This is a genomic window from Chroococcidiopsis sp. [FACHB-1243] (assembly GCF_014696895.1).
Lineage (GTDB): Bacteria > Cyanobacteriota > Cyanobacteriia > Cyanobacteriales > Chroococcidiopsidaceae > Chroococcidiopsis.
The window spans coordinates 47418-72156 of record NZ_JACJQX010000020.1 but is presented as its reverse complement, the minus strand read 5'-3'; the positions used below and the strand labels follow the sequence as shown (position 1 = coordinate 72156).

At 44.2% G+C, this 24739-nt stretch carries 23 protein-coding genes; 14 read left to right on the top strand and 9 right to left on the bottom strand.

Annotation, left to right across the window (positions count from 1 at the left end; genetic code table 11):
- Positions 1-149 precede the first annotated feature (149 nt).
- The 8 genes from H6G17_RS16235 to ctpC all read left to right on the top strand — a co-directional run bounded on the left by H6G17_RS16235 (position 150) and on the right by ctpC (position 10489).
- Positions 150-1295, top strand: coding sequence for a glycosyltransferase (locus tag H6G17_RS16235; protein WP_192158866.1), 1146 nt, complete (start codon positions 150-152; stop codon positions 1293-1295).
- A 5-nt stretch (positions 1296-1300) separates the two neighbouring features.
- Entirely contained in the window at positions 1301-2449 is a 1149-nt protein-coding gene (locus H6G17_RS16230; protein ID WP_192158865.1) for a glycosyltransferase, read from the top strand.
- Positions 2446-3705, top strand: a complete 1260-nt coding sequence (locus H6G17_RS16225; protein WP_192158864.1) for a glycosyltransferase family 4 protein — start codon at positions 2446-2448, stop codon at positions 3703-3705. Before H6G17_RS16230 ends, H6G17_RS16225 begins: the two co-directional genes overlap by 4 nt.
- On the top strand, positions 3683-4846 hold the full coding sequence (locus tag H6G17_RS16220; RefSeq protein WP_192158863.1) for a glycosyltransferase: 1164 nt from the start codon (positions 3683-3685) through the stop codon (positions 4844-4846). Before H6G17_RS16225 ends, H6G17_RS16220 begins: the two co-directional genes overlap by 23 nt.
- Before the next feature lie 54 nt (positions 4847-4900).
- On the top strand, positions 4901-6202 hold the full coding sequence (locus tag H6G17_RS16215; RefSeq protein WP_192158862.1) for a hypothetical protein: 1302 nt from the start codon (positions 4901-4903) through the stop codon (positions 6200-6202).
- A gap of 545 nt (positions 6203-6747) precedes the next feature.
- Positions 6748-7668, top strand: coding sequence for a WecB/TagA/CpsF family glycosyltransferase (locus H6G17_RS16210; protein WP_192158860.1), 921 nt, complete (start codon positions 6748-6750; stop codon positions 7666-7668).
- A 169-nt stretch (positions 7669-7837) separates the two neighbouring features.
- Entirely contained in the window at positions 7838-9064 is a 1227-nt protein-coding gene (gene ispG / locus H6G17_RS16205) for a (E)-4-hydroxy-3-methylbut-2-enyl-diphosphate synthase (RefSeq protein ID WP_015152693.1), read from the top strand.
- A 150-nt stretch (positions 9065-9214) separates the two neighbouring features.
- The gene (gene ctpC / locus H6G17_RS16200; RefSeq protein WP_192158858.1) at positions 9215-10489 is read left to right on the top strand and encodes a carboxyl-terminal processing protease CtpC; all 1275 of its coding nucleotides are present in this window, start codon (positions 9215-9217) and stop codon (positions 10487-10489) included.
- Between the two features lie 77 nt (positions 10490-10566).
- Here the strand turns inward: ctpC and H6G17_RS16195 are convergent, their stop codons facing one another.
- From H6G17_RS16195 to H6G17_RS16185, 3 genes are all read right to left on the bottom strand, one after another.
- On the bottom strand, positions 10567-10755 hold the full coding sequence (locus H6G17_RS16195; protein WP_192158856.1) for a hypothetical protein: 189 nt from the start codon (positions 10753-10755) through the stop codon (positions 10567-10569).
- A gap of 162 nt (positions 10756-10917) precedes the next feature.
- A complete protein-coding gene (locus tag H6G17_RS16190; RefSeq protein ID WP_192158853.1) occupies positions 10918-12981 on the bottom strand; it encodes an elongation factor G in 2064 nt (687 codons plus the stop codon).
- A gap of 255 nt (positions 12982-13236) precedes the next feature.
- Positions 13237-13593 carry a metalloregulator ArsR/SmtB family transcription factor gene (locus tag H6G17_RS16185; RefSeq protein ID WP_192158851.1) on the bottom strand — a complete coding sequence of 119 codons (357 nt, stop codon included), beginning with the start codon at positions 13591-13593 and terminating at the stop codon, positions 13237-13239.
- A 200-nt stretch (positions 13594-13793) separates the two neighbouring features.
- On the opposite strand from H6G17_RS16185, the gene trxA reads away from it, so the two are divergent.
- Complete coding sequence (gene trxA, locus H6G17_RS16180) at positions 13794-14153, top strand: thioredoxin (RefSeq protein WP_192158849.1); 360 nt, start codon at positions 13794-13796, stop codon at positions 14151-14153.
- Between the two features lie 88 nt (positions 14154-14241).
- Positions 14242-15354, top strand: coding sequence for an alkene reductase (locus H6G17_RS16175; protein WP_192158848.1), 1113 nt, complete (start codon positions 14242-14244; stop codon positions 15352-15354).
- Positions 15355-15400: 46 nt separating this feature from the next.
- Here H6G17_RS16175 and H6G17_RS16170 read toward each other — a convergent pair whose 3' ends face one another.
- The 5 genes from H6G17_RS16170 to H6G17_RS16150 all read right to left on the bottom strand — a co-directional run bounded on the left by H6G17_RS16170 (position 15401) and on the right by H6G17_RS16150 (position 20507).
- A complete protein-coding gene (locus H6G17_RS16170; RefSeq protein WP_347276435.1) occupies positions 15401-16372 on the bottom strand; it encodes a histidine kinase in 972 nt (323 codons plus the stop codon).
- 317 nt (positions 16373-16689) lie between these two features.
- Positions 16690-17541, bottom strand: coding sequence for a DUF72 domain-containing protein (locus tag H6G17_RS16165; protein ID WP_192158847.1), 852 nt, complete (start codon positions 17539-17541; stop codon positions 16690-16692).
- Between the two features lie 37 nt (positions 17542-17578).
- The gene (locus H6G17_RS16160; protein ID WP_192158846.1) at positions 17579-18628 is read right to left on the bottom strand and encodes a pentapeptide repeat-containing protein; all 1050 of its coding nucleotides are present in this window, start codon (positions 18626-18628) and stop codon (positions 17579-17581) included.
- Between the two features lie 281 nt (positions 18629-18909).
- Positions 18910-19557, bottom strand: coding sequence for a response regulator transcription factor (locus H6G17_RS16155; protein ID WP_015152683.1), 648 nt, complete (start codon positions 19555-19557; stop codon positions 18910-18912).
- A gap of 512 nt (positions 19558-20069) precedes the next feature.
- Positions 20070-20507: a ferredoxin gene (locus tag H6G17_RS16150; protein ID WP_192158845.1), complete on the bottom strand. Its 438-nt coding sequence runs from the start codon at positions 20505-20507 to the stop codon at positions 20070-20072.
- A gap of 188 nt (positions 20508-20695) precedes the next feature.
- On the opposite strand from H6G17_RS16150, the gene groES reads away from it, so the two are divergent.
- The 4 genes from groES (at position 20696) to H6G17_RS16130 (ending at position 24284) form a co-directional block, all read left to right on the top strand.
- A complete protein-coding gene (groES, locus tag H6G17_RS16145) occupies positions 20696-21007 on the top strand; it encodes a co-chaperone GroES (RefSeq protein ID WP_192158844.1) in 312 nt (103 codons plus the stop codon).
- Positions 21008-21112: 105 nt separating this feature from the next.
- Entirely contained in the window at positions 21113-22753 is a 1641-nt protein-coding gene (gene groL / locus H6G17_RS16140; RefSeq protein WP_015152680.1) for a chaperonin GroEL, read from the top strand.
- 203 nt (positions 22754-22956) lie between these two features.
- The gene (locus H6G17_RS16135; RefSeq protein WP_192158843.1) at positions 22957-23481 is read left to right on the top strand and encodes a dihydrofolate reductase family protein; all 525 of its coding nucleotides are present in this window, start codon (positions 22957-22959) and stop codon (positions 23479-23481) included.
- Between the two features lie 17 nt (positions 23482-23498).
- Positions 23499-24284, top strand: coding sequence for a DUF3891 family protein (locus H6G17_RS16130; protein WP_192158841.1), 786 nt, complete (start codon positions 23499-23501; stop codon positions 24282-24284).
- Between the two features lie 50 nt (positions 24285-24334).
- On the opposite strand, the gene folB is transcribed toward H6G17_RS16130, so the two are convergent.
- The gene (folB, locus tag H6G17_RS16125) at positions 24335-24697 is read right to left on the bottom strand and encodes a dihydroneopterin aldolase (RefSeq protein ID WP_192158839.1); all 363 of its coding nucleotides are present in this window, start codon (positions 24695-24697) and stop codon (positions 24335-24337) included.
- Between the last annotated feature and the right edge of the window lie 42 nt (positions 24698-24739).

Genomic DNA, 24739 nt, shown 5'->3' with positions numbered 1-24739 from the left:
TTTTAAGTCCGATCTTCTGATGACATCTTTACGAACGCCATCAGAGACAGATGCAAAGATATTGTTCAGAGTTATTCAAATCAGCTAGGTAGTCATTTTCTCCGGCTGCACTTTGCAGTTGATATTTGTATTTCTAGAGGTATCCTTAGGTGGATCGTAGTCATAATTTTCGTATTGCATGGTTGTTGCCTGTTACGTGGTTTTATTGGCAACCAGCGATCGGTCAATTTACACAGATATTTCCTCAAACTAAAGTATTTACTGGACTTTTTCCTGGGTTTGCACGAGGATTTGATAACTCATTTGTAGTAGAAGTTGTCGGTAAATTTCATGTGCTAGAAATGGCGCGAGAAACGACAAGCTACGGATCTAATTTCACATATCTGTCTCCCAGTATTATTTTCCACTTGCTTCGACTTAGACCTCATGCCATATTTTCTAGTTCTTTTGGCATTTGGACAATTCTAGCACTCCTATTAAAACCGCTTTGTTGGTGGCGAGTCATCATTGCCTATGAAGGTAGTTCGCCTAGTGTAGACTATCGCAATTCAGCATTACGTTTATTAGTTCGGCGACTAATGGTAAAGTTTGCCGATGCTTGCATTACCAACAGTCATGCTGGAAAAGCCTATTTAGTAAATATTCTTAACGCTAAAGACAGCCACGTTTTCGTTCAGCCTTACGAAATTCCAGATCCCAAAACTTTAGTAATTCAAGAAAATATTGATTTAGATAATTCTCAACTCCAGCGACCGGTTTTTCTTTTCGTCGGACATATTATTCCCAGAAAAGGATTGCAGATTTTGCTAGAAGCCTGCAAGATTCTTCAGCAACAAGGATATCGAGAATACACATTACAAGTTGTGGGCAATGGATCGCAACAAGAAGAACTAGAAAAATTCGTTCAAGAGCATCATCTGACTGACTGTATACAGTGGGTAGGTAGAGTAGACTACAACCTTATCAGTACATATTTTCGCAATGCAGATGTCTTCGTTCTACCGACTCTAGAAGATACATGGGGCGTAGTGGTACTAGAAGCAATGCTGATGGGTAAACCAGTTTTATGTTCTACAGGTGCGGGAACGGCAGAACTTATAGTGAATGGTGAGAATGGCTATGTATTTGACCCTAATCAGCCGGAAAAACTAGCCGAACTTATGTGTCAGTTTATCGAGCGCCCGACTGCGATCGCGGACATGGGTAAAAAATCGCAACAAATTATGTCTCAATATACCCCAGAAGCAGCATCAAAATGCCTAGCTCAGGTGACAAACCTAGTTTTAAATAATTGAATTTTATGAATATGAAAAAAGTTGCTATCCTGACGCATGACATCGGAGGTGGTGCGTTCACTAGTTTAGGAACTGCACTCTCTCGCGGCTTTCAGGAATTAGGAATCAATTGTGAGTTTGTAGTTTTAAAGGCAACTCAAGCAGAAAAAGAGCAATATTCAGACATTAATATATTTACTCTCAATACTCAGCGCACGGCTTTTTCTTTACTACCAACTATTCGCTATCTTAAACAAAGTAAACCAGATGTTATTTTTCCAATGCCTTGGTATTTTAATATCACGGCAATTTGGGCGAGGTATTTATCAGGAATTGATAGCAAAATTATTATTGGCGAACACAATATTATTAGCTTAGAAACAGGCATCGAGCATCAAGATAAACTGCACCTGCAATCTCTGCCGACGCTAATGCGGTACACGTACCCCTACGGTGATGGCTTAATTGCCGTTTCTCAAGATACGATCGCCGACTTAGTTGAAACAATTAAAGTACCACCGCGTATTCCGATGCGGGTCATTTTCAACCCCATTGACCTCGATCGCGTGCAACAACTAGCGAAAAAACCAACCGATCACCCCTGGTTTTTAGACTCTGAAACACCAACCATCGTTACCGTAGCTCGTCTAGCCAAGCAAAAACAACTCGATGTATTGCTGCGTGCTTTTGCCCGCGTTGTCAAGATTCAGCCCGCTAGATTGTTGATTTTGGGTGAAGGACCCTTGCGATCGCAACTAGAAACCCTTTGCTACGAACTCCAAATCGAAGATAGCGTGGCGATGCCTGGATACGATCGCAATCCTTACAGATACATGTCTGCCTGTGACGTATTCGTACTCGCATCAGCTTGGGAAGGATGCCCGATCTCTTTACAAGAAGCAATGGCTTGCGGTGCGGCGGTTGTCGTCAACGATGCCCCGGGCGGATCGAAGGATCTGATCGAATATGGCAAGCACGGAATGATGGTAGCTGCTGGAGATTCAGAAGCACTGGCAACAGGAATTTTGCAAATCCTCAGCAACCCCAACCTCAAGCAACATTATCAAACACAGGCACGTAAACGAGCGCGAGACTTTCAGTATCTAAAAATCGCTCAGCAATATTTAGATTTCTCTACTACTGGGTTAGTCCGCCAAGAGGTACTGTGTCGATGAAGATTCTATTGTCTGCCTATGCCTGCGAACCAGGTCGAGGAACTGAACTAGGCGTGGGCTGGAACACAGTTCGAGAGGTTGCCAAATACCATCAAGTTTGGGTACTAACTCGACCTGATGACGGTCGCGAGGCAATTGAGGCAGAGCTAGCCCATCATTTAGCCCCCAACCTGCATTTTATCTATTTCACCTTACCAATCTGGGGTGGCGGTTGGAAGTGGGGTAATGGAGCTTTCCAAATTCACTACTATCTCTGGCAGATTCAAGCTTATTTTGTTGCCCGTCAACTGCATCGTCAAATTAGCTTCGACTTAATTCAGCACGTTACTTTCGTTAAGTACTCTAGTCCTAGTTTCCTCTCTCTGCTGCCAGTTCCCTTCATCTGGGGTCCTGTGGGCGGTGGTGAAACTGCACCAAAGGCTTTTTGGCAAGACTTCAGCTGGAGAGGCAAAGTCTACGAAATACTGCGTGACTTCTCTCGTCGTTTAGGAGAACTCGATCCGTTTGCTCGCCTGACAGCCAGACGCTCTGTCTTAGCTTGGGCAACTACTGAGGATACGGCGCGACAACTCTCTCAAATGGGAGCGAAAAACGTCAAAGTCCTTTCCCAAGTCGCTTTACTTCCAGAAGAGATCGCCCGTCTGAGTCAGAGTTATATTTCTAGCGATCGCCCAGTCCGGTTTATTTCTATTGGTAGATTGCTGCATTGGAAGGGTTTTCACCTGGGACTACGTGCCTTTGCTCAAGCAGATTTACCCTCTGATACCGAATATTGGATTGTGGGAGACGGACCCGAACGGAAACGGCTGCAAATTCTTGCCCAAGAATTAGGGATTATCTCTCAAGTCAAGTTCTGCCCTGAGATGTCCCGCGATCGCATCTGGCAAATGATGGCAGATGCACGAGCATTGGTTCATCCTAGCTTGCACGAATCTGGAGGATTTGTCTGCTTAGAAGCAATGGCAGCAGGTCGTCCGGTTGTCTGTCTCGATTTAGGTGGACCAGCGGTTCAGGTCACCGAGGCAACAGGTTTTAAAGTCCCCGCGATCGAGCCTCAGCAAGCTGTTGCAGGTATTGCTGATGCTATGTCTCGTCTGGCAAACGATGCTGAACTGAGTGCCGAATTGGGCAAGGCAGGACAGAAGAGGGCAAACGAGCTGTTCAACTGGGCAAATAAGGGTCAGCAATTAGTTCAGTGCTACGACAACATTCTTAATCGACAAACGATTCCCCATGCGTATTCTCACAGTTCATAACTATTACCAACAACCAGGTGGTGAAGAACAAATCTTTGCTACCGAATCGGCTCTTTTAGAAACACGCGGTCATCAAGTCCAGCGCTACACGATTCATAACGAGCGCGTTGAGGGAATGAATCCTCTGACTCTGGCGAAAAAAACAATCTGGAATAACGATGTATACCGCGACCTACGGGCGATCGTCCGCCAGAAACGACCGGAGGTCGCTCATTTCCACAACACTTTTCCTCTGATTTCTCCAGCCGCATATCACGCCATGAAGGATGAGGGTGTACCAGTCGTCCAAACTTTGCACAACTATCGTCTCTTATGCCCCAACGCTTTGTTTTTTCGCGATGGCAAGATCTGCGAAGACTGTTTGGGGAAATGCGGTTCTATACCTGGCATCGTTCGCGGTTGCTACCGAGATAGTCAAACAGCGAGTGGAGTTGTCGCGACAATGGTGAACTTGCACTCGATGATGTGTACTTGGACAAAAACAGTAAATGTATTCGTAGCGTATAGCCATTTCGCTTTGCAGAAATTCGTTCAAGGTGGCTTACCGGAGAAAAAAATTCTATTTAAAACTAATTTTCTACATCCCGCTCCCGCACCAGGAACAGGACGTGGTGGATATGCCATTTTTGTCGGGCGGCTTTCGCCAGAAAAAGGTTTAGGGACGCTACTAGCTGCTTGGGAACAATTGGGTGAAAAAATCCCTTTGAAAATTGTTGGCGATGGACCGTTAGCACCTCAAGTTGTTGAGGCAACAAAGCGCGTACCAGGAGTGGAGTGGCTGGGACGCAGACCGTTGGAAGAAGTTTACGAGTTAATGGGAGAAGCTGCCTTGTTGATTTTTCCTTCTGAATGGTACGAGACTTTTGGCAGAGTTGCGATCGAGGCTTTTGCCAAGGGAACTCCTGTAGTAGCTTCAGCAATTGGTGCGATCGCCGAGTTAGTTACGCCTGGGCAAACCGGACTTCATTTTCTTCCAGGTAACACCCAAGACCTTGTAGAACAAGTAGAGTGGGCTTTATCACATCCAGAAGAACTGATGCAGATGCGCCAAGCAGCTAGGGCTGAATTTGAGGCTAAGTACACTGCGGAGGAAAACTATCGCCGCATGATGGAAATTTATACATTAGCTCCTCATGTCTAACTTACACGTAGCAGTATACAGTGCGCTCTGGTGCTTGTATCGAGAGGTAGATCGATGAACGTAGAAGCAGCGTGTCAGCAACAACGCAAGGGATTCATTAAAAGTTCCACAATTGTACTATTAGCATTTGCTACTGCTTATTTTGCCCGCATAATTGAGGCATTAGGAGTACCCGCAGCAATTAATTTTTTACACTTTGCTACAGTTCCACTTGCCTGTAGTATTGCTCTTGTCAAAGCTCGCTCTAGAAGCCAGCGTCAACTTACCATCGTCCAGGAAATTCTCTTAGGTCTATTAATATTTTTCATCTTAATGTGTGCTAGTGGACTACTCAATAATGCTGGATTCATTAATGTGGTTCTCAATTATTTAATGCTGACCGAACCGTATTTACTTCTAGTAGCGATCGCCTGCATTCCCATGTCTTTAACTAGCACGGAAAAACTGCACTGTTGGTTAGTGCGTTTTGGCTTTATCAATCTCCTGCTGGCTTTGCTCCAGCGCTTTGTTCTCAACTTACATCTTCTGGAAGGTTTAGAAGACAATATTAAAGGAGTTTTTTTAAACCAAGGTTCTGGTCATGTTGTTAGCGCTTCAGTTTCATTAACATTTGGTACGTACTATTTATTTATTGCTAAAGAACGTCCGCTTTGGCTACGGTTGTCTGTATTTTTTACTACTATCGTTCACGTATTAGTTTCAGATGCCAAACAAGTTCTAGCAGTATTTTTAGTGGCTCTCATACTTCTTTTTTGTACTAAATTAAAAGATATTACAGAATTCGTAAAATACTCGATTGGAGCAATCTTAGCTATATTTATCGCAGTTTGGTTGGCAAATAATGGGTTTCTCGCTTGGAGCGTCGATATGACTTTAGAGGGGATGAAGCTTAAACTAGTAGGATTCTCAATTATTCCTTCTTTCTATCATTCCCCGCTCAACCCTTTACTGGGGCTTGGTCCTGGTCACACGATCGGACGTTTAGGAGGATGGATGCTGCGTGATTATTGGGATCTGCTTGCACCTCTAGGGGCAACTCAACTCTCCGTTAGCGAAGCTGTATGGAGTGCGGTAGGAGCAAGCTGGTTTGGCGATAAATCTAGCATGTTTTCGCCGTTTTTTGGTTGGGCAGGAATTTGGGGAGATTTGGGTTTTCTGGGGTTAGGAGCTTATTTTTATCTTGCGTTTCTTGTTTGGTGCAGGCTGTGTTCGGACGATATTTCTCGGTTTTTTCTCCTAACTATATTTGTTTTTGGGTTGATCTTCACTCAAATAGAAGAACCTGGCTACATGCTGTTTATGGCTACTCTTATCGGTCTGCAATGGCAAACCAATCGCTTGAGACGGATTTCATAACTTCTGTAGCTTCAGAGTTTTGCGATCGAGCAATCTACGAGCTATTAAATAGAAGCAAATCTGCTACTATAGCTGGGTACTGATCGTACCATGACTAAGCAATTATTATTTTTTAATGAAGTTACTGAACTACTATTGCTTGCCAGTAAGTTTTGGTATAAATTTAGACATGTAAATAATTTTCAGGGCAGATCTCATCAATCCCACCGTACTTTGAGAAGACGTGTAGCAATTTCTCAAATCTATAGGTGCTATTATCTCTGTTGATTAATATTTAACAGATAATCTTTATATTTTTGTCATCACTTCTATGGCTCATTTACCATGCATATTGAATTTAATCAAATAAATTATGAGCTGTCAAAACAGTAGAAAGAAAATCAAGATTTTTCCAAAGTATTTCTAGTAAAAACTAAAGTTTTGAGGGATTTGAAATCTTTCTTTTATCGTTAAAGGCGCAAATAATCAATGATTAGCGATGCTATAAATTACTTTCAAACTATACTGTCATTCATGGCAATGACTCAAGTGAAGAGTTCAGGGAAATGAGATTTGATACAACAAATAAAGTAGAAGCAGTGGAGTTAATCCAACAAATAACATCGGATTTTCCCGGTCTAGCCATCACTCAATCGTTTCATACTCCAGTAAATAAATCGGAGTTAGAAGTTATTCCGGCTGAAATTCCTCAAATCAGAATTTGTGTTATTGGCTCACCCGTCACGATAGCACCTTTCGATCGCCAAATAGAAATGATGTTGGAGTGGGCTAGCAGTCGTGCTAGCCGATTTGTATGCGTGGCAAACGTCCACATGCTGGCAGAAGCCTACTGGCATCCAGAATTTCATGCAGTGTTAGCCCGTGCAGATTTAGTCACTCCTGATGGTATGCCCTTAGTATGGATGATGAAACTAATGGGCGCGCAGCATCAGAATCGCGTTGCTGGGCTAGACATCATGTTATCTATTTGTCAACAGGCTCCTCAGCGTCAGATAAAAGTCTTTTTTCTTGGTTCGGAAGCCTCCATATTAGAACAGATGCGAAAGCGCTTAGAGTGTGACTTTCCCGCTTTAGAAATTGCCGGAATGGAGCCATTACCATTCCGTCCGCTTACAAAAGCAGAGGATGCGGCGGTCATTCAAAAAATCCATGATAGTGGAGCTGGAATTGTGTTAGTAGCTCTAGGATGTCCCAAGCAAGAATACTGGATGGATCGACATAAAGACAAAATTCATGCCGTCATGATTGGTGTAGGCGGAGTATTTCCAGTGTATGCAGGAATTCACAAACGCGCTCCCTTGTGGATGAGAAACTTTGGTTTAGAGTGGTTTTACAGATTAGTTCAAGAACCACGTAGACTATGGAAAAGATACACTACCACCATGCCCCTGTTTATCTGGCTAGCTTTGAGGCAGCTATTAACTCAGGGAGCAGGGGGCGCACGAGCAGGGAGCAGCGACCAGTGACCGGTGACCAACAATCAACAACTACCTATCACCGCTCTTCACAAACAACTGATAACTGATAACTGATAATTGATAACTGATAACTAGCCCCCTGCCCCTAATTTGTGGCAATCTGAGAGACAGATAGACTCATCTGATAATCTCGCTACAAAAATTCAGCCAATAGGTTATGCAGACTCTCCCCAACCCAGCTACAGTAAAATCTTCTTCTGGCGAACTTTCCACTGATACTACTATTCATCGCCGCCAGACTCGTCCGATTCAGGTAGGAAACGTCACGATTGGTGGTAGTCATCCAGTGGTGGTGCAATCCATGATCAACGAAGACACCCTGGACATAGATGGTTCCGTTGCTGCTATTCGTCGCCTACATGAAATTGGCTGCGAAATAGTCCGCGTAACCGTACCAAGTATGGCACACGCTCAAGCCTTAGCAGAAATCAAACAAAAGTTGTATGCCTCATACCAACCAGTTCCAATCGTGGCTGACGTGCATCATAATGGGATGAAAATTGCCTTGGAAGTTGCCAAGCACATCGATAAAGTGCGGATCAATCCTGGCTTGTACGTATTTGAAAAACCTAAATCCAATCGCACTGAGTACAGTCAAACAGAATTCGAGGAAATTGGAGACAAGATTCGCCAAACTTTGGAACCACTGGTAGTCTGCTTGCGCGACCAAGGTAAAGCCATGCGGATTGGCGTGAATCACGGCTCCCTGGCAGAAAGAATGCTGTTTACCTACGGCGACACCCCAGAAGGAATGGTAGAATCAGCGCTGGAATTCATTCGGATTTGCGAATCGCTGGACTTTCGCAACTTAGTGATTTCGCTTAAAGCATCGCGAGTGCCTGTAATGATCGCCGCTAATCGCCTGATGGTCAAGCGTATGAATGAGCTAGGCATGGACTATCCCTTGCATTTAGGCGTAACGGAAGCCGGAGATGGCGAATACGGTCGAATCAAATCTACAGCTGGGATTGGGACGCTGTTAGCTGAAGGGATTGGCGATACCATCCGCGTATCGCTGACGGAAGCGCCAGAAAAAGAAATTCCCGTTTGTTACAGCATTCTGCAATCTTTAGGTTTGCGGAAAACAATGGTAGAGTACGTTGCTTGTCCTTCTTGCGGACGCACTCTGTTTAATTTAGAGGAAGTGTTGCATAAAGTTAGAGAGGCAACAAAGCACCTAACAGGTTTAGATATCGCCGTTATGGGTTGTATAGTCAATGGTCCAGGGGAAATGGCGGATGCGGACTACGGCTATGTAGGGAAGCAACCTGGTTACATTTCTCTCTATCGCGGTCGAGAAGAAATCAAGCGCGTTCCTGAAGATCGAGGAGTGGAAGAATTGATTAACTTAATTAAGGCAGACGATCGCTGGGTCGATCCGTAAGCAGTGACCAGCGATCGGTGACCAGTTACCAAAGTTGGTCTGCTGCGGTCACTGGTGACTGTCAAAACTGGTCACTGTTTAAGCGCCCCTGTGTTAAATTGGGCTTACTTGGTTTGCTTTGTTCTCCGGCTGTGCAGTGTCAATACGATCATGAATAAGCGTGGAATTTTCTTGGGTGCAACAGCAGTGATGCTCTCGACTGCCGCAGTTGCCAGTTTTAGCGATCGCTCTCAAACTCAAGCTTTCTTTCGTGAAAGTCCGAAAGAATTAGTCGATGAAGTTTGGCAAATTATCGATCGACAGTATGTGGACGGGACTTTCAACAAGGTCAATTGGCAAGCTGTGCGCAAAGAGTACTTGAGCCGCTCTTATGCCAATCGAGAGGATGCTTACAAAGCAGTCCGTCAAATGCTAGAAAAGCTCAAAGATCCATATACCCGATTTATGGACCCAGAAGAATTCAAGAATATGCAGGTAGATACTTCTGGAGAACTAACGGGAATTGGGATTCAGATCGCCCAAGACGAGAAAACAAAGCAACTAACTGTAATTGCCCCAATTGAAGATACACCTGCTTTCAGTGCTGGAATTCTTGCCAAGGATACAATCGTCAAAATCGATGGTAAAAGCACTAAGGGAATGGATGTGAATCAAGCCGTGTCTCTGATTCGGGGACAACCAGGTACAGAAGTACAAATCACAATTTTGCGCAACGGACAGCAGAAAGATTTTCGGATTAAACGGGCGCGAATTGAAATTCATCCAGTGCGTTACAGCTATCAAAATAATCCAGCAGGTGGTGTGGGATATATTCGCTTGAATCAATTCAGTGCCAATGCTGCCACGGAAATGCGCGATGCGATTCAAGATTTAGAAAAGAAGCAGGTCTCTGGTTACATTTTGGATTTACGTAATAATCCTGGTGGTTTGTTACTGGCTAGTGTAGAAATTGCTCAAATGTGGCTGGAAGACGGAGTCATCGTTTCAACCAAGAACCGACAAGGAAAACAAGATATTGAAAGATCTAATCACCGACCGTTAACAAATAAGCCTCTAGTCGTGCTAGTGAATGATGGCTCGGCAAGTGCTAGTGAAATTTTGTCTGGCGCTCTACAGGATAACAAACGCGCGGTTTTAGTTGGGGAAAAAACTTTTGGTAAAGGGTTGGTACAGTCGGTACGCAGCTTGGGAGATGGTTCCGGCTTAGCTGTGACCATCGCGAAGTACTTTACCCCCAACGGGCGCGACATCAATAAGTCTGGGATTGCTCCTAATGTGGTAGTGTCCCTGACGGACAAAGAAAAACAGGCTTTATTCCTGCGCAACCGCGACAAAGTTGGTACGCCATCAGATCCGCAGTATGCGAAAGCATTAGACATATTACAAAAGCAGATTGCGGCTAAGGGGAACTCTGCGACAAGATAGGAACGAAAGTAAGAAACTGACAACTTGCGACTGTTGGTAACTGGTAACTGATAATCGATCGCTGCTCCCCATACCCTTTACAGAGGCTGGCATTTTCCGGCACGGATGAGTCCGACTCGACGGGCGATCGCTTCTGCTTGAGATGGAAACGGTCCCCAACGTTCCCTGGCTTCTGGATCTGGCTCTACATTCACCTGCTCGTCAGATACAATTTGACAATGACCGTCCGCTATCTTGACAATAAACCAAGTTTGTGAATTCATCATAGAAAAAAGTTGAGCGCTGTTCTATCTGGATCCTCAATTCTAAGCTGTTCGCAGACAAGAGCACATTTGTAGGGGCGTACAGCTGTGCGCCCCTACAGATCGTGTAATTTATCTAATCGAAAACGACAGATCTTTTCAGCAAAGGTAATCAAGCCTGATGCATCAACGGTTGCCGTTACCGTTACTGCCAGTTGCCAAAACTCGCTCGGCTAACTTGTCAGGAACTTCTTGCAAGTGATGATATTGCCACTGGAAAGAACCAACACCTAGAGTTAGCGATCGCAACTCGACAATGAAGTTCTGCATCTCGGCTTGGGGTAAGTAAGCAATCAGCTTGTCCCAACCAGACCAATCAGATCTTCCTTCATAGCCTAGAATTTGTCCCCTTCGCCCGCTCACCAGTTGCATCACCTTGGAGGTGAATTCGCTGGGCGTATTGACTTCAATTGAGGCAATCGGTTCTAATAGCGTCGGTTCGCACTGAGTCATTCCCGTTTGCATAGCTAGCCGTGCCGCTTGTTTAAATGCTTGCTCGGAGCTATCAACTGTATGATATGAGCCGTTGGTCAAGGTGACGGCAACATCAACTACGGGGAAACCTAAGGGACCGTGTACCAAAAATTCCTTCACGCCAACTTCAACGCCAGGAATATATTGCTTCGGGACAACGCCACCTACAATCTTTTCGCTAAAATTAAAGCCTTCTCCGCGTCCAAGCGGTTTAATATCTAAGTAAACATCGCCAAACTGCCCGTGTCCTCCTGACTGGTGCTTGTAGCGCCCGTGAACTGAGGCGGCTGCTTTGCGGATTGTCTCTTTGTAAGGGACTTGTGGTGAGTGAGTCCCCATCGGTAAGTTATACTTCCGACGCAGGCGATCGAGGGCTACTTGCAAGTGAATTTCACCTTGTCCCCACAGGATCACTTCGTGGGTATCGCCGTGCTGTTCCCACATCAATGATGGGTCTTCTTCTAACAGCTTAGTCAACGCTGCACTCAGTTTAACTTCGTCGTTGCGTTTTTCCGGGGCGATCGCTAGAGCATAAACTGGTCTGAGTATATCTGCTTTAGGTAGTTCTGTGGCTTGTCCGTTTGCAGACAGAGTATCGCCAGTTTTCACGCTATCTAGACGGCTGAGGGCAACAATTTCACCAGCTTCAGCTTCATTTATCGAGTTCTGTTGCTGTCCTAGCAGTCGATAAATCCCGCCAGCGCGAGTACCATTCAACACGATGCCATCGGTTAACTTACCCTGCCATACCCGTACTAGGGAAAGTTTGCCTCCTTGGGGCGTGTAATAGGTTTTTAGCACTTGGGCTAAGGGGGCTTCCGCAGCAGCATTAAGCCCTCGCCGTTGGGCAGTGTCTTGTGGTTCAGGTGCTTCTCGTAACAATGCTTCTAAAAGCGGTCTAACTCCAAAATCTCGGTCTGCAACTCCACAAAATACTGGAACGACTAAATCTGCTCCGAGTTCTAATCTCAAGTCTTGCAGAATTTCTTCTTGAGGCGGCTCGATCTCTTCTAAAAGTTCTTCCAATAAATGGTCGTCAAAGTTAGCTAATTCTTCCAACATTTCCGCTCTAGCTGCCTGTTCCTGCGCCTTTAAAGATGCTGGCAATGGAATCGGGTCGGCTGGTGCGCCAGAATGGTATTGATATGCTTGTTCGCTGACTAGATCGATAAATCCAGTTAGCTGTTCGTCTTGAATAATGGGATATTGATGCGGTACGAGCGGACGCTTGGAAACAGCTTTGAGGGCGTGCAACATATCCATAAAATTGTTGCTAACCCGATCCATTTTGTTAATAAATACGAGATGGGGAATTTCCCAATCATCAAGAAATTTAAATAAGGGAGCGAGGGTAAGTACCTTCTGACGCAAACCGTTTTCATTGTTATCATTTGCTGGTTCGCAAACAACAACTGCTGCATCTACGCCCATGAGAGCGTTATATGTCTCTTGGGCAAATTCGACTGAACCCGGACAGTCAACAAACGTGAAGCGAACACCTTCATACTCGGTACTAGCGGCACTCACTTCTACACTCATTTGGCGATCGCGCGCTTCCGCTGCACTGTCTCCTACGGTGTTACCATCGCGGACGCTACCTTTACGAGTAATAGCTCCCGTGACGGATAACAAACTTTCGAGCAAAGTTGTTTTTCCGCTCAAATAAGGACCGACAATTGCAACATTGCGCGTACTCGCTCTGACATTTTCATTCATACAACCTCCTACGCGGATTCTTTTATGAGAAGCCGCACGATCGTGAGTAGACAATGGATAATGTTGTAGAGAATTATCCCGTCTTTAATCCGACCTTATCTTGTCTTTAATCGTAAGAATGAAAATTGTAGTTTCTCGTAAGAATTAGCTAAATTAAAGTTAATTAGCTTGAAGTTTTATGCAGATATTTGGAGTTTTATCAAGGAGAGAGTGGTGCGTGGTGCGTATTTTAATTGTGAATTGATAGTTGCTCCCTCAGCTCTCTTCTCCCCTGCTCCCCGCTCCCTGCTCCCTGCTGCCTCTCTCCAAGCTTTGCAAGCAAGCATTGAGTAACTCCCAATTCAAAGAGTTATATTTTGTCTGCCCTTCCTTGCGAATATCGAGCAACCCTGCTTCCGCTAGAGTTTTAGAGTGGTGGCAGAAGAGGGCAAGGCTAATACTTAATTTTTGAGCAATCTCCGTACCGCTCAATTCTCCAGCACAGGCGAGTAACTCTACAATTTTCAATCTGGTCGGGTCGGCAAGGGCTGCAAAGATTTTTGCCCGACGACAGCTATCGTCAACTTCAGCTACAGGTAGGGACACGAGCTTTTCTGAATTAGTCTCTTTCATGGTCGTTCGTCCGCGATCGCGCTACTTGTCAAATAGTTAAATAGCTACTTGACTTTTTAATTTATATTGTCTAACATAATAGTCAAGTGGTTGTTTAACTACTTAAATTTTAACCTACGGTTGGTAATTGGTAATAGGTAGTTGGTAATTGCTTGTTGCCTGTACAAATCCGGTTTTGATGATGAAGGAGACTTATAGGTATGACAGATCGTGTCAAGCCGTTGACTCTCACTGCCGAGAACTTTCAAATAGAGGTCATTGAGAGTAAAACACCAGTGCTAGTAGATGTTTGGGCAGCCTGGTGCGGACCTTGTAGGATGGTTAACCCGATTGTGGAAGAGATTGCTGCCAATTTTGCCGAACGCGCCACAGTAGGCAAGCTGAATGTTGACGAGTACGGAGAAATTGCTTCTCGATATCAGGTGCAGGCAATTCCGACGCTGTTATTTTTCCAAAATGGCGTAGTTGTAGATCGAGTTGTTGGTGTTGTTCCGGCAAAAGCGATCGCGCAAAAATTGAATGCTTTGTTAGAGCCAGCAGTAGATCGACAAGCTGCTTAGACATTACATCTGTAGAGGCGTGAAATTTCGCGCTTCTACAGTCCACATTATTTCATACACTTTTTACCCATTTACCCTAGTAAAGCCTATGAATACCAACATCGATCTATTCTCACCAGTGCGGCTCGGTCGTTACGAATTACCTAACCGAATGGTGATGGCTCCCTTAACGCGCAACCGTGCGGGAGAGGGTAACGTGCCGAGAGAATTGAATGCAGAATATTACGCTCAAAGAGTATCGGCAGGACTGATTATTACAGAAGCGACTCAGGTGTCGCCACAAGGCTTAGGTTATCCGTTTACCCCTGGTATTCACTCTCAAGAACAGGTAGAAGGCTGGCGGCTGGTGACGAAAGCCGTACACGATCGCGGTGGCAAAATTTTTCTCCAGTTGTGGCATGTCGGACGAATATCTCACCCCGATTTGCAAGTCAATGGAGCATTGCCCGTTGCACCTAGCGCGATCGCTCCAGCAGAAGGCATGGCATCAACCTACGAAGGACAAAAGCCTTACGTTACACCCCGCGCCCTAGAAACAGCAGAAATCCCAGGAATTGTAGAACAGTATCGTCAAGGGGCAAAAAATGCTTTAGCGGCTGGGTTTGATGGCGTAGAAATTCACAGCGCGAATGGCTATTTGCTCGATCAATTTCTCCACGATGGCTCCAATCACCGTACAGATGAATATGGTGGTTCGATTGAAAATCGCGCCCGCTTGCTAATGGAAGTGACTGAAGCAGTCGTTGGCGTTTGGGGCGCAGATAGAGTGGGAGTCAGACTTTCACCCAGTGGCACTTTTGGCAGCGTCTACGACTCCGATCTCAAAGTATTATTTACCTATGTAGTTGATGCGCTCAACCAATTTGAATTAGCTTACCTGCATTTGGTAGAGCCGAGAGTTGCTGGTAACGAGACAGTAGAAAATCCTACTTCAGAATTATCATCAAAATACTTCCGTCCGATCTACAAAGGGACTCTCATCAGTGCTGGCGGCTACGATCGCGAATCGGGAAGTGCAGTATTAGCCTCTAGAGATGCTGACTTAGTTGCTTACGGTAGACTTTTTATCTCTAACCCCGACTTACCCCAGCGTTTTGCTCTAGACGCACAATTAAACCCCTACGATCGCTCCAGTTTTTATGGCGGAGACGAGAGGGGTTATACAGATTATCCATCTTTGGAATTACAGACTGCTAGCTAAAAGAAGCAGTAGGGACGCTCAACTATGCGCCCCTACTTTACCCATGCTATTTACTAGCGGGTGGTTCTTTATCTTTGAGCAAATCATTGGCAACTTTGAGCAGATCGCGCAGAATCTTGCGTAGTTGATGCTCTCCTTTCGCGATCGCTTCTCCTACTTCTTTAAGTCTATCTTCAAGCGATCGCCCTTCTACTGATTCTCCGACATCAGCTTTGTTACGGGTGCGGCTGTACCAGTGCGTAGCCTCGTCTATTCTTTCTTTGATTTCTTCGTAACGTCCACCATAGCGTGCGGCTAGATTGGCGCGAACGATCGCCAATTGTGCTTGGAGTTGAGCGTAACGCTTCTTCATTAAAGCGAATTCTTCGCTATTTTTGAAGGCATTAATGGCGGATTGGATCGAATCTTTCAAACTAGAATCTGATTCTTTACCAACTTCTTCTACATCAACCAAGAGGCGATCGATCTCTTGTTGTAGTTCCTCTTCTTGAGTGTCAATTCTGGATTGTAGTTGGTGAACTTCTGCCTGATCTTTGACAATAGTTTGCCGTTTGCCACTACTGTAACCTTCGATAAAGCCTTCAACCGCAGCAGTAACTTCCTCTTTAATTTCGCTACCCTTATCCTTAAAGTTATCGCTAACTGCTGAAATGGTATCTCTGAAAATTTGACGAATATCACTAGTACCTGCTTTTATCTCCGTGCGGACATCATATATAGCAGATTGAACGATTTCGCGAATCCTACTCGATCGCAACTGTCCAGTGGTTTTTGCTTCATCAAATTCGGAGCGAATTTGCACCCTAATTTGCTCGACTATGTTTCCTTGCGGATAATTTTGCGTGCTTGTCTCATCTACAGGACGTTGAGCAAAATCCTCAAAGTTCTCGTAGTCTTTAGCATCGAAACTAGAGTCATACTGGTCAAGATTATGAGTTTTTTCCTCATGAACCAATCCTGGCTTACCTTGAGCTAGATCGTTCATGATTTTTTGTTTTTCTTCATTACTTAAAGTCACTGTTGTTTCTCCTACTTACTAAATTGAACTACTAAAACTGAACTGTAGTAAAAAAATTGTTTTTGCTTTCTTCTTTGTGCCTCTGCATCTAACGCTTCGCCTTCGGCTCATGCATGAAACACAATCAAAACTTTATCCAATCTAAGAAAAAATCTCTGATATTGTGTTCGGTTAATCGCTCGTAAATACCGTCAGAATGAATTCTGGTAAACCCACCCTTGCAATACTCTGGTTATTGCAACGAACTTAATATGACTTATCCCTACATTAAAGACAAACAAATCCAATCGCACTCTTTCTGACGGATGAAAGTCGATCTAGAACAAGCTGAGTTGCTGAGGAAATGGCTGCAAATCGTTCCAGGGAAGCGGCGGAACCACAACCCCTTTTTGTGTCAATAACTGGTGAAAAGAACGAGCATTGTGCGGCGATCGCTCTTCTGTGGGACAATGAACGAAGAAATAAATGTGGGTTCCTTGGCGTAAATTGCGATCGATAAAATCAACCCATTCCTCAAGAAACAGCTGATTTAACTCCCATTTTGGGTGGCTGATAAAACGAACTAAGCTAAACGGCGCGGTGATACTAAATTCTACTGGTAACTTAGGTTTGCGGCGTTCGGAGTGAATCTGCGGATCGTCTGGTGCATCGTATATCGGACGGCTATCGAGTAAAACTCTACCTATCCCTAATTGTTTCAGAAGCGTTGTTAGTTGACTAGCGTGAGGCTCTTGAAACCAACTTGGATGACGTACCTCTAAAGCCAGCGACGTTTTTTCTCTCAAAGCGTTTAAGAATATTGTTAAGTCTTCTATTGCTTCTGGACTATATCGTGGCGGGAGTTGAGCAAAAATTGGTCCCAAGCGATCGCTTAAACCCTGCATTCGTGCTATGAAACTCAAAGCATCGGGAATATGTGGTTCTAGCAAGCCTTGATGGGTAATATCTCGCGGTAACTTGAGGCAAAATTTAAATTCTGGTGGTGTTTCTGCTGCCCAGCGCGCTACAGTATCGGCATCAGGGATAGCGTAAAAGGTGGTGTTTCCTTCAACAGTTGTGAGACGTTGGCTGTATAAACGTAAAAATTCTGTCGCACGGCTTCCAGTCGGATAAAAATCGCCTACCCAACCTTTATACGACCAAACAGCACAGCCAAGATGAAAAGTCAAAAGTTAAAAGTTAAAAGTCAAAAACTAAAAGGATTTTTTACTGATGAACTGAGCCATCGGGCATAATTGCTCCAGTTAAAATTGCTCCGGTTAATTTGACCATAATTCGGTCTTTTGTGCCTACTTTGGCTCCTTTTAAATTAGCTTTACTTAAATCTGCTCCACTCAAGTCAGCACCAATTAAATTGGCTTCCTGTAAATTGGCTGAAGTTAAATTTGCGCCTAATAAGTTGGCACGAAATAAATTTGCTTGAGACAGATTTGCTTCTTGTAAATTAACTTTGTGCAGAAAAGAATCGCTCAGATCGGCTTTACTTAAGTTAGCTTTGCTCAAGTTTCTCCCTGATAAATCTTTTTCTTTCAACTCAGCACCCCGTAAATCGGCTCCAGTCATATCGGGATAGTGAGGACGGTAGGGCTGCTGGGAAGATGAAGCAGTGGCTTGCTGGGGCGACTTAGAAGCAGAATAGTAAGATTGAGAACTGCTCTGTTGGGGCGATTGCGATTCTGAGTAATAGCTTGAGGGAGGTGATTGCTGCTTGTAACTTGACTGTGAAGCTGAGTAGTAATCTGACTGGTACGGTTGCTTATAGCTAGATTGCGAATTTGCCTGCTGGTGCGACTGAGTAGAGTCGTAGTGCGATTGCGACGGTTGTTTGTAGCTAGATTGCGAATTATTGCCGTTCGACTGCGAACTTGCCTGTTGACGCGATCGCGCCGTTGAATCGTAATATGACTGAGAATTATTGCTGCTCGACTGCGAATAACTTTGCTGGCGCGATTGTGACGCTGAGTAGTAATGAGACTGAGAATGAGCCTGCGACTGTTTAGTTCTACTCCGTGACTCTGGTTTAGGCTGCGCGGGAGTAAATTTGCCGGAGCGAGTTTGAATGAGCCGCAATTGCTCTCGCGCTTGATTAATTTCTTTTAATTTTTCTTGCGCTTTTTGCTGCAACCGCTGATTCTCTTTCGGGATGCGATCGGGATGCCAAATAAAAGCCAAGTCCTTATACGCCTGGTTGATTTCTTCCAGGGAGGCTCCAGGCTCTAATCCAAGTACTCTGTAGCAGTGGTTCAGGTCTAACATTACTACTGCCGCATCCTCACTAGCTTGGTATTACCCATGATAGGCAGCTAATTGCGTATTCGCTACCTTCTTTTAGGCGATCGCCTAATAAGAAACTTAAACTAAACTTATCACTACTGAGACAACACTAGCGCAAGAAAGCAGGAGGCAGATGGCAGCAGGATTTAATCTATACGGCATCAGCCAGTCGTGCTGATTCAACTATATAGTTATTCTTGCCATAATCCGCTACATTTTTTCTTGAATTCCCCAGTCTCCAGCCTCCAATTTTCCATGTCGAGTCATGCCATTTGATTTTCAATTGCCCAACGTGCTAGCTCAGTACGATTGTGCAATCCCGTTTTACCAAGCATATTAGACACATGGCTTTCAACTGTCCGCTGACTCACATTCAGTTCTTCGGCAATGTCGCGATTAGCTAGACCTCTCGCCACATATTGCACGACTTTTAGCTCTGTTTGCGTCAGATGCACGTCAAAAGGAACTTGAATTTTTGTCTCGTTTTCGCCGTTGCCACCTGATTGTTGTCTCTGGCGATAAGCTTGTTTGAGAGAAGCTTCCACTTGAGCCACTAGTTCCTCTGGCTCGAATGGTTTGACCATGTAGACATCAGCACCGATGTTTAAACCTTTGATTTTGTCTTGGCTTTGACCCTTGGCAGAAAGAAATAGAATCGGAATCCAACTGGTGCGTTCGTCCTGTCTTACCTGATTGACAAACTGATAGCCATCCATTTCTGGCATCATCACGTCACAGATAATCATATCTGGAATTTCCTGCTCCAGAACTTCTAAAGCCTCTCGCCCGTTTTCTGCGGTGATGACCTCATAGCCTCGGAATTCTAGGTAATCCTTGACGAGTAATATGAGGTTGGGGTCATCATCTATTAATAGCAGTCGCTTGTGCTCTTTTACGCTAGTTTCCTTCATGCTGCGCTTACTCGCCACAATTGAGTCAGTCGAACTTTTCAATAGCAGTTTCTCTTGCAATTTATCGGTTTGGTGGTATTTTGCTGACCTCGGTCTCGCTGAATTGTAGTCGGAAAGCCATTTTAATCTTCAAAGAAGATTTATAGCTTTAGTGCTGCACTGCAACTGCAAAGATTTCAGTCTTAGTACGGACACCTAATGATACGCCCTATTTGGTATAACTTAGGCGATATCATTATATATTCTTTTTTCGGCGTTGTCGTATAAAACCTGATACAATAACAAAATATACCTGTCTTTATTTGAAGAAATCAGTAAAACCCACTAAAGTAGGAGCAAACGCCAAAATTTGTACTGAGAAAAGTCAGTCAATTTTGTTTGCTAAATCAAATATTCTTTGTAACTATCCTTAATAAATTGTGATGAGATGGGGTTTCGTGCAAAAGAACTGATAGCTTTTCTGTTATTTTGCCAAGTTATTTGCCAATTCTATTGACTTCTCTGATGCTGCACTAGTTGTCATCTGCGATCGCGATCGATCTCGGTTCTGGAAGAGGATGAACGAGAAAGGCATATTCGCGTACAATTTTGTTGCCGATGAGATGTTCTTGGATAATCCGTTCGATAACTTCGGGAGTTGCCTGACGATACCAAACCCCATCGGGATAGACTACGAGAATTGGACCATTAGTACAAACGCGCAAGCAGTTAGCCTTCGTGCGAAAGATACAACTGGGGCGATCGCTCGTTGGTTTATCGAGTTTTAATTGTTTGAGGCGTTTTTTCAAGTAATCCCAAGATTCTAAACTAGCTTCCTTAGAACAGCACTGCGGTAAAGTCTGGTCGGCACAAATAAAAACATGGCGTTGAATTTGCGGTAAACCTAAAGCCTGGACGCAAACAGCCAAAGCTTCATCATCTTTTGGTTTACAAGTTTCGTTGTTGGTCATTTGTCATTTGTCATTTGTCATTTGTGATTATTCTCTCTTATCTCCTTGTCCCCTTGTCCTCCTTGTCCCCCTTGTCCCCCGACTCTCTAGTTCGGAAACCCGTACAATTGGATTTGTTGCCATGATCTCTATCTTTTGGCTAAATTAGCACTCAGGAGTTGAGAGTGCTAACAAGGCGAGGAATTTGTATGGCAGCAGTATCTTTAAGCGTTTCTACAGTTAAGCCACTAGGCGATCGCGTATTTGTCAAGGTCAGCGCCTCAGAAGAGAAAACCGCTGGCGGTTTGTACTTGCCCGACACTGCTAAAGAAAAACCCCAAGTTGGTGAAATCGTCGCCATTGGTCCTGGTAAGCGTAATGATGATGGTTCTCGCCAAGAATTAGAAGTTAAGGTTGGAGACAAAGTTCTTTACTCTAAGTACGCTGGCACAGACGTAAAACTAGGTACAGAGGAGTATGTGCTGTTGTCCGAGAAAGACATTTTAGCAGTTGTTTCATAGTCATTCGTCGTCCGTCATCCCTCATTCGCAAATGACAAATGACCGATGACAAATGACAGTTAAAGCAAATTTGGGAACTCACAAGCAAGAGAAATTTAGGCAACTATGGCAAAGCGCATTATTTACAACGAAAACGCTCGTCGCGCCCTAGAACGGGGTATGGACATTCTAGCTGAAGCGGTAGCCGTTACGCTGGGTCCAAAGGGTCGTAACGTGGTGCTAGAGAAAAAGTTTGGCGCACCGCAGATCGTCAATGATGGCGTAACCATCGCTAAAGAAATTGAATTAGAAGATCACGTAGAAAACACTGGTGTATCTCTAATTCGTCAAGCTGCTTCTAAAACCAATGACGCTGCGGGTGATGGTACAACCACTGCAACCGTATTAGCTCATGCCATTGTTAAAGAAGGCTTGCGTAACGTTGCTGCGGGTGCAAATGCAATTTCCCTCAAGCGCGGGATCGATAAAGCAGCTAACTTCCTAGTCGAAAAAATTGCCGAACACGCTCGTCCTGTAGAAGATTCTAAAGCGATCGCTCAAGTTGGTTCGATCTCTGCTGGTAACGATGAAGAAGTTGGCAGCATGATCGCCGAGGCGATGGATAAAGTTGGTAAAGAAGGTGTCATTTCCCTAGAAGAAGGGAAGTCCATGACAACCGAACTGGAGATCACCGAAGGGATGCGCTTTGACAAAGGTTACATCTCTCCCTACTTTGCCACCGATCCCGAGCGGATGGAAGCTGTTCTAGACGAACCTTTCATCTTGATTACCGACAAGAAAATCGCTTTGGTACAAGATTTAGTCCCGGTTCTAGAGCAAGTCGCTCGTTCTGGTCGTCCGCTGCTGATTTTAGCAGAAGATATTGAAAAAGAAGCTCTAGCAACCTTGGTAGTTAACCGTCTGCGTGGCGTACTCAACGTAGCTGCGGTCAAGGCTCCTGGGTTTGGCGATCGCCGCAAGGCTATGCTGGAAGATATCGCTATCCTCACTGGTGGTCAATTGATTACTGAAGATGCTGGTCTGAAGCTGGATAACACCAAGCTAGACATGCTCGGTAAAGCACGCCGGATCACCATTACCAAAGACAACACCACCATTGTCGCTGAAGGTAACGAACAAGCTGTTAAGGCTCGTTGCGAACAAATCCGTCGTCAAATGGACGAAACAGAGTCTTCCTACGACAGAGAAAAGCTACAAGAGCGCTTAGCTAAACTAGCTGGTGGCGTTGCTGTGGTCAAAGTCGGTGCTGCAACTGAAACCGAAATGAAAGACCGCAAACTACGCCTGGAAGACGCGATTAACGCTACCAAAGCAGCCGTAGAAGAAGGGATCGTTCCTGGTGGTGGTACAACCTTGGCTCACCTAGCTCCACAGTTGGAACAGTGGGCAAGTAGCAGCCTCAAGGGTGAAGAATTAATCGGTGCATCAATTGTAGCTCGCGCTCTAACGTCTCCCCTGAAGCGGATTGCTGAAAACGCAGGTCAAAACGGTGCGGTCATCGCCGAGCGCGTCAAGGAAAAAGATTTTAATATCGGCTTCGACGCTGCTAAAAACGAGTACGTCGATATGTTTAGCGCTGGTATTGTCGATCCTGCTAAAGTGACTCGTTCCGCGCTGCAAAATGCTGCTTCTATCGCTGGTATGGTGCTGACCACTGAGTGTATCGTGGTTGATAAGCCAGAACCAAAAGATGGCGCTCCTGCTGGTGCTGGAGCTGGTATGGGTGGCGGAGATTTCGATTACTAAAGTCTGTTAGAGGTGGGCTTTTGTCTACCTTTATTGTAAAGAATACAGCTGCTTTCCTTGGGGAGGTGGCTGTTTTTTTATAAGCATGAATTTTGTAGAAGCGCATAGCTGCGTACTCCTACCGAGCGTCTACCTTTTTCAAGTCAGATCTATTGTGGACGGTGCAATTAAAATTGAGTTAATAAAAGCCGCAAGAGATAAAAATGACAAAATTTATTCTTTACGTTGCAACAAGCATTGATGGATACATAGCCCGCTCGGATGGAAGTCTTGATTGGTTGTTACCTTCGCCTGAAGAATTATATAAAGATGAAGATTACATTAAATTCTATAACTCAATTGATGCTATAGTCATGGGTTCTACTACCTACGAGCAGATTTTAGGATTTGGAGATTGGGCGTATCCAGGAAAGCTTTCCTATGTCTTAACTAGTCGAAATTTATCAACGGTACGCACTGATATAGTTTTTATGAAAAGTGTGGAAGAAATTGTAGAGGATGCAAGTAAAAGAGGATATCAACGAGTGTGGTTAATGGGGGGTGGAAAAGCTGCATCTCCATTTATTCAAAAGGAATTAGTTGATGAATACTTCATTTTCATCATCCCAGTTATTTTAGGAGCAGGAATATCTCTTTACCAGTCGCTACCAGAACTCAAGCTCAACCTAGTTAGGGTTAGAGAAAAATTCTCCCCTCATGGTGTTGTAGAACTTCACTATAAAAATTAAGTCACGAACAGGATAATATGTTACACCGCCAAATGCCAGCAGGAATAATTACGATCGCACAACCAACTCATGCTTGGATTGCGGGTTGTCTGGCACAGGCTTGGGGAAATCAAGATTTTGGCACTTTCGCACCAAAAGCAGAAGTTTGTCTTGGTGCGGCGATACACGATATTGGTTGGGTCTTTTGGGAAAACGAACCGACTTTAAATCTCCAGACGGGTTATCCTCATAATTTTATGGAACTCCCTTCAGAAATCTCGGTTAAGATTTGGTCTGGTGTTAAGCATTTAACTTCGTCTTACGGTAGATATGCAGCGTTATTGGTTTCGCTTCACGGTACGGGATTGTTTGAACGCTTCCGAAAATGGAAAAATTCACCTGAATCTACTCAGTTAGTAGAAGAATATTTACAGCAAGAATATGCTTATCAAAAACAACTCGTTAATTATTTACAGAATGACTCTTACTATGCAAATCATGCAACTCCAGAAGTGATTCAACGCAATCGCAAATTAGTAGCTATTTGGGATTTATTATCGCTTGCTTTATGTATGGGACTGCAAGAAGAAAGGCAATTTCATGATATTCCTACTGCATCTGGGGAAACGACTCTGACTCTAATTCCTGTAGATGATAATTTTGACAAAATTAAAGTTGAACCTTGGGCATTTGAACGAGATGAAGTGAAACTCAATTATGATGGGCGAGTGTTACGCGATCGCTTTACAGATGAAACTCAAATGCGACAAGCTTTAGCAAATCCAGAATGGGTAAATATGTCTACTGTTTTGATTCCAATGTAGCAACGTTCTGTAGAGACTTTACATGTAAAGTCTCTACATTAAATTGAAAATTATTCTAGAGCATTTCTCGTAATTTCAATTGAAATTTTGCCGCTAAAATCTGGTATGGGTGCGGCGGGTTTAGATAATTTTACTTTAACTTGTTCTATCCCCTTCACTGCTAAAATAGATTCTGCGATCGCAGTTGCTAATTTTTCAACTAATGCGAACTTAGAAGTCTTAACTAAATGTTGAACGTTACTAATAATATTACGATAATCGATTGTGTCTTCAATAGCATCGCTCTTACCCGCCACTGATAGATCTAACCACAGCGTTACGTCAACCTCAAACCATTGTCCTAATACCTGTTCTTCTGGTAAATATCCCGTATAACCATAACAGCAAATTTTTTCTAAATGAATGCAATCCATATAATTAGGGTAATTGGTAATTGGGATAATTTAAAGTCAATT

What these genes read in the sequence shown, in the direction of transcription:
- H6G17_RS16190 (WP_192158853.1), bottom strand. Translation starts at nt 12,981, where the DNA reads ATGAATGAAAATGTCAGAGCGAGTACGCGCAATGTTGCAATTGTCGGT.
- groL (WP_015152680.1), top strand. Translation starts at nt 21,113, where the DNA reads ATGGCAAAGCGCATTATTTACAACGAAAACGCTCGTCGCGCCCTAGAA.
- H6G17_RS16175 (WP_192158848.1), top strand. Translation starts at nt 14,242, where the DNA reads ATGAATACCAACATCGATCTATTCTCACCAGTGCGGCTCGGTCGTTAC.
- H6G17_RS16185 (WP_192158851.1), bottom strand. Translation starts at nt 13,593, where the DNA reads ATGAAAGAGACTAATTCAGAAAAGCTCGTGTCCCTACCTGTAGCTGAA.
- H6G17_RS16230 (WP_192158865.1), top strand. Translation starts at nt 1,301, where the DNA reads ATGAATATGAAAAAAGTTGCTATCCTGACGCATGACATCGGAGGTGGT.
- groES (WP_192158844.1), top strand. Translation starts at nt 20,696, where the DNA reads ATGGCAGCAGTATCTTTAAGCGTTTCTACAGTTAAGCCACTAGGCGAT.
- H6G17_RS16215 (WP_192158862.1), top strand. Translation starts at nt 4,901, where the DNA reads ATGAACGTAGAAGCAGCGTGTCAGCAACAACGCAAGGGATTCATTAAA.
- H6G17_RS16155 (WP_015152683.1), bottom strand. Translation starts at nt 19,557, where the DNA reads ATGAAGGAAACTAGCGTAAAAGAGCACAAGCGACTGCTATTAATAGAT.
- H6G17_RS16195 (WP_192158856.1), bottom strand. Translation starts at nt 10,755, where the DNA reads ATGATGAATTCACAAACTTGGTTTATTGTCAAGATAGCGGACGGTCAT.
- H6G17_RS16150 (WP_192158845.1), bottom strand. Translation starts at nt 20,507, where the DNA reads ATGACCAACAACGAAACTTGTAAACCAAAAGATGATGAAGCTTTGGCT.
- H6G17_RS16225 (WP_192158864.1), top strand. Translation starts at nt 2,446, where the DNA reads ATGAAGATTCTATTGTCTGCCTATGCCTGCGAACCAGGTCGAGGAACT.
- trxA (WP_192158849.1), top strand. Translation starts at nt 13,794, where the DNA reads ATGACAGATCGTGTCAAGCCGTTGACTCTCACTGCCGAGAACTTTCAA.
- H6G17_RS16130 (WP_192158841.1), top strand. Translation starts at nt 23,499, where the DNA reads ATGTTACACCGCCAAATGCCAGCAGGAATAATTACGATCGCACAACCA.
- H6G17_RS16220 (WP_192158863.1), top strand. Translation starts at nt 3,683, where the DNA reads ATGCGTATTCTCACAGTTCATAACTATTACCAACAACCAGGTGGTGAA.
- ctpC (WP_192158858.1), top strand. Translation starts at nt 9,215, where the DNA reads ATGAATAAGCGTGGAATTTTCTTGGGTGCAACAGCAGTGATGCTCTCG.
- H6G17_RS16210 (WP_192158860.1), top strand. Translation starts at nt 6,748, where the DNA reads ATGAGATTTGATACAACAAATAAAGTAGAAGCAGTGGAGTTAATCCAA.
- H6G17_RS16135 (WP_192158843.1), top strand. Translation starts at nt 22,957, where the DNA reads ATGACAAAATTTATTCTTTACGTTGCAACAAGCATTGATGGATACATA.
- H6G17_RS16160 (WP_192158846.1), bottom strand. Translation starts at nt 18,628, where the DNA reads ATGTTAGACCTGAACCACTGCTACAGAGTACTTGGATTAGAGCCTGGA.
- folB (WP_192158839.1), bottom strand. Translation starts at nt 24,697, where the DNA reads ATGGATTGCATTCATTTAGAAAAAATTTGCTGTTATGGTTATACGGGA.
- ispG (WP_015152693.1), top strand. Translation starts at nt 7,838, where the DNA reads ATGCAGACTCTCCCCAACCCAGCTACAGTAAAATCTTCTTCTGGCGAA.